Origin of the sequence: Streptomyces nanshensis, assembly GCF_001751255.1 — a bacterium.
Taxonomy (GTDB): Bacteria; Actinomycetota; Actinomycetes; order Streptomycetales; family Streptomycetaceae; genus Streptomyces; species Streptomyces nanshensis_A.
Map to the genome: position 1 here is coordinate 1 of NZ_LJGW01000193.1, position 4,710 is coordinate 4,710.

The 4,710-nt window shown below is 75.0% G+C and carries 3 protein-coding genes and 1 pseudogene; 1 reads left to right on the forward strand and 3 read right to left on the reverse strand.

What is annotated here, in order from left to right; genetic code table 11:
- The 3 genes and pseudogenes from AN218_RS11590 to AN218_RS11600 form a co-directional block, all read right to left on the reverse strand.
- A pseudogene (locus AN218_RS11590) lies at positions 1-208 on the reverse strand (hypothetical protein); the annotation flags it as partial.
- Positions 205-2,910: a DUF5682 family protein gene (locus AN218_RS11595; protein ID WP_070016774.1), complete on the reverse strand. Its 2,706-nt coding sequence runs from the start codon at positions 2,908-2,910 to the stop codon at positions 205-207. The pseudogene AN218_RS11590 and the gene AN218_RS11595, both read right to left, overlap by 4 nt.
- Positions 2,907-4,037: an ATP-binding protein gene (locus AN218_RS11600; protein ID WP_070016775.1), complete on the reverse strand. Its 1,131-nt coding sequence runs from the start codon at positions 4,035-4,037 to the stop codon at positions 2,907-2,909. The genes AN218_RS11595 and AN218_RS11600 overlap by 4 nt, the downstream gene beginning before the upstream one ends.
- Positions 4,038-4,180: 143 nt before the next feature.
- Between AN218_RS11600 and AN218_RS11605 the strand changes: the two genes are divergently transcribed.
- Positions 4,181-4,710, forward strand: a 530-nt coding sequence (locus AN218_RS11605) for an SWIM zinc finger family protein (protein WP_171908653.1), incomplete at its 3' end; no start/stop codon positions are given.

Consider the following 4,710-nt stretch of genomic DNA (forward strand, 5'->3'; position numbering starts at 1 on the left):
TGCGGTCCATGGCGGCGTCCGTGCCGCTCAGTTCGCATCCGGTGCCGTCGGCGCCGCCGTCGCCGAGCACGAGACGCCAGCGGCGCAGCCGGTCGGCGGCGGGTTCGGGCGCGGATGCGGGCGCGAGTGCGGGCGTGCCGGACGGCGTGGACGCGCCCGTCGAGGCGGATGTGCCGACCGGGTCGGCCGTCTCCGGTGTACGGGTCATCGTGGCGCCCCCTCCTGGACCGTCTCTCGGGCGTACGGGCCCGAGTCCGGCTCTGTGTGCGNTGGTTGGGTGTGCGGCGATTTCGTGTGCGGTGGCTCGGCCTGTGGCGGCGCGGTGTGCGGGGGTGCCGCGTCCCGTAGCAGCAGCCGGAGCGTCGGCAGCACGGCGTCGGCACGCGCCGCGTCCAGTCCGTACCCGAAGCCGGTACGCACCGGCTGCGGTGCCGGGCCGCCCGGACGCCCCTCGCCGGGCGCCGCGCCGTACGGGTCCGACGGGTCCGTACCGCTCGCGGACAGGCCGCCGCGCCGCACCAGTTCGCCCACGGTCCGCCGTACGCCGGCCTCGAACGCGGCGAACGTCCGGCGCAGCAGCGGCAGTACGTCCGTGAAGGAGTCGTCCGGCACCGACGACAGCCAGCCGTCCACGAGGGCGAGCAGCCGCTCGTCGTGTACGAGCAGCACCCCGCCGCCGGCCAGGAACCCTTCGATCCAGGCGGCCGCCTCGGGCGGCGGCGTGCCCGGCGAGAGCGCCAGACCCATCAGCCGCGCGGCCTCCTCCTGCGTCAACTGCGCGTCGTCCAGCAGCAGTCGGACGCAGCGGCCGCGGATCAGGCCCGGTATCCGGTCGCGCGCGGCGAGCTTGCGGAGCGCGGCGCGCCAGCGCGCCTGGACGCCCGCGGAGTCCGTTCCGTCCGCCGGGGCCGCTCCGCCCGCCGAATCCGTCGCTCCGGTGTCCGGCTCAGCCGCGGCCTCCGGCCGGGCGAGCAGGGCCATCGACCGGTGTACGGAGTCGATATGGCGGCGCATCGCCTCCGCGCCGTCGGCGTCCAGCCCCGCGCACGCGGGCGGGAGTCCGACGCAGACCCGCTCGGCCAGCCCGTGCGCCACCTCGGTCAGCGCCGCCGAGTCGGTGCCGCGCACGGTGCCGTAGCGCACCGAACGCACCAGCGCCGGAAGGGCTTCGGCGAGCCTGCCGACGTCGGCGTCCAGCGCGGCGCGGTCCGCGAGCGCCCGCATGACCACCGGCAGCGCCTCCGGCAGCTCCGCGAGCAGACAGCGCTCGGCGAGGCCCGTGACCTCCGCGAGAACGGTGGCATCGGCCGCCTGCGAGACGGCCTTGGCGGTGGCCGCGCCCTCGACCGTCGTGCCCCACACCCCGGCCTCCGCCGTACGCACCGACAGCTCCGGTTCCCAGCACAGCCGCCAGCTCTCCCGGAAGGTGCCGGTGCTGCCCGTACGGGAGCGGGCCGGCACCGCCCAGTCGATGCCCAGCAGGCCCAGCCGGTGCAGGAGACGGCTGCGGGCCGAATCCGTCTCCTCGCGCAGATCCAGGTCCAACTCCCGCTCGGACGCCTCGGGTTTGAGCCGGAGTCTGCGCTGCTGCCGCGTCAGGTCGCGCTGAAGCGGAACGGCCGGCGCTCCCTCCGGCACCTCCCCGAGGACGTCCCCGACGACGAGCTTGTCGTGGACGAGGGCGAGCGGCACGTCCGAGCCCTCGCACATCACGGACCGTACGGCGTCGAGGGTCTCGGTCAGGCCCGCCAGCGGTCTGCCGCGCATCGCGGCGAGCGCGTCGGCCAGCCGTACCGCCTCGATGACGTGCGCCGAGGAGACCCCGTGGTCCTCGGCGCGCAGCAGCCGGGCCACCTTCGTCATCCAGCGCTCGACGACGCGGTCGGGCGAGGCGAAGAGATGGCCGTACCAGCCGGGCGAGGTGATGCCCGCGCCGTAGCCGCTGCGGCGCGCGAGCCTGCGGTGCGTCCACGGAACCCAGGTGATCTCCGCCTTGACCTTCGGCAGGCCCTTGAGGCGCTGCTTGTCGTCGGCGACCCGCGCCTTCGCGGCGAGCGCCGGGACATGCCATGCACCGCAGACGACCGCCACCCCGTCCGCGCCGAACTCCCGTACGGCGTCGCGCAGTCGGAGCCGCATATGGGCCTCGCGGATCTCGTCCCGGTGAAGGTCTCCGGCATGGCGCGCGCCCTCGCGCTCGCCGTCGTCGTTTCCGCTCCGCGCGCCGTCCGCGTGCTGCTCGCGCAACGCGGACATGGCGGCGCCGAGTTCGTCGAAGGGGGCGTACGGGTCGGCTCCGGCGGAGACGCCGCGGTGCTCGACGACGTCCTCCCACCACCGTTCCGCGTCGTCGTAGCCGGCGGCCCCGGCGAGCACGGCGAGCGGATCGAGACGCACGGCCCGCGCCGCGCGACGTGGGCTCGACTCGGCGTCGGCGCCGCCCTCTTCACCCGTACCGCTCTCGCCGTCGGCGTCCCCTTCGCGCTCCCCGACGCCCTCGCTCCCCTCGTCCATGCCGCGCTCGCGCGGGGCGAGGGCCAGCGCATGTGCGGCGGGCAGGTCGATGAAGCGGACCGGAACGTCATGCTCCAGCGCCCACCGCAGGGCGACCCACTCCGGGGAGAACCCGGCGAGCGGCCAGAACGCCGCCCTCCCCGGCTCGTCCACGGCATGCGCGAGCAGCGCCACCGGAGGGCGCATCGTCTCGTCCCCGGCGAGCGCGACGATGCCGTCCACTTCGGGCGGCCCCTCTATCAGCAGCACGCGCGGCCGGTGCGCCTCGAGCGCCCGCAGCACCGCCCGCGCCGAGCCCGGCCCGTGGTGCCGTACGCCCAACAGCAGCGGCCCGCCCCTCCGTTGAGCCGTGGCGCCTTCCGCGCTCACGCCCGTGACGCCGTCCGCTGCCGTCATGCGGAGACCTCTCGGCAGGCGCGGTAGAAGTCCTTCCAGCCGTCCCGCTCGCGCACGACCGACTCCAGATACTCCTGCCACACGACCGTGTCCGACGACGGATCGCGTACGACGGCTCCCAGCACGCCCGCGGCCACGTCGCCCGCCCGCAGCACGCCGTCGCCGAAGTGGGCCGCGAGCGCGGCGCCGCCCGTCACGACGGAGATCGCCTCCGCCGTGGACAGCGTCCCCGACGGGGACTTGATCTTCGTACGCCCGTCGGCCGTGACGCCGTCGCGCAGTTCGCGGAAGACCGTCACCACGCGCCGTATCTCCGCCGCTCCGTCGGACGCCGCGGGCAGGTCGAGGGAGCGGCCGATCTGGTCGACGCGGCGCGCGACGATGTCGACCTCGGCCTCCGCCGTCTCGGGCAGCGGCAGCACCACGGTGTTGAACCGGCGGCGCAGCGCGCTGGACAGCTCGTTCACCCCCCGGTCGCGGTCGTTGGCCGTCGCGATGAGGTTGAAGCCGCGTACGGCCTGGATCTCCTCGCCCAACTCCGGTACGGGCAGCGTCTTCTCCGACAGCACCGTGATCAGGCTGTCCTGCACGTCGGCCGGGATACGCGTCAGCTCCTCGACCCGCGCCGTCCTGCCCTCGGCCATCGCGCGCATCACCGGGCTGGCCACCAGGGCGTCGCGGCTGGGGCCGTGGGCGAGGAGCTGCGCGTAGTTCCAGCCGTAGCGCACCGCCTCCTCCGCGGTGCCGGCCGTGCCCTGCACCAGCAGGGTCGAGTCACCGCTGACGGCCGCCGCGAGATGCTCGGAGACCCAGGTCTTGGCCGTGCCCGGCACGCCGAGCAGCAGCAGCGCACGGTCCGTCGCGAGCGTGCTGACGGCCACCTCGACGAGCCGGCGCGGCCCCACGTACTTCGGTGTGATCACCGTGCCGTCGGGCAGCTCGCCGCCGAGCAGATACAGGGACACCGCCCACGGCGACAGCCGCCAGCGCTCCGGGCGCGGCCTGTCGTCCGCCGCGGCCAGCGCCCGCAGTTCGTCGGCGAAGGCGTCCTCGGCGTGCGGTCGCAGCGCCTCACGGGCCTCGGTCTCCCCTGCACGGGAATCGGTCACAGCTCCCCCTCCACACATGGCGTCGATGTGCTGCCAAGCGTGCACCCCGCCACTGACAGTCACCGTCCGCACCGACCGTGAACCCGCTCTGACCTGCGACAACGCCTGTACGGGGAGTTCGCGGCGGCCGATTGTCAGTGGCGGACCCTACGGTCGGGACCATGACTGGACAGGGGGTCCGCTGGACAGCGGAAGAAGTCCTGGCGCTCGCTCCTGACGAGGCGTCACGCCGGGCCGGAAGCAAGCTCTCGTCACCGGGTCCGTGGTCGGAGTCGGGTTCGGGCGCCGGCGCCGTGTGGGGGCTGTGCAAGGGGAGCGGCAGCAAGCCGTACCGCACGGTGATCGACCTCGGCGGCGGCGCGGGCACCGGCGACGGCACGGACGGTTCCGGCGGTGCGGGCGGCTCCGCCGGTACGGCGCAGGGCGCGGGCCCGGGCTACAAGTGCAGTTGCCCGAGCCGGAAGTTCCCCTGCAAGCATGCGCTGGGGCTGCTGCTGCTCTGGGCCGGTGAGCAGGCCGCGCCCGAGGAGAGCCCGCCGGAGTGGGCCGGGGAGTGGCTCAGCGGACGCCGCGAACGGGCGGCCGCCAAGTCGGCGGCGGCGAACGGCGGTTCGGGAGGCGGCACCGCGGGCGCGGAGGGCGCAGGCGCGGAAGGGGGCGGCCACCGGGCGGATTCCGAGGCGTCCAAGCG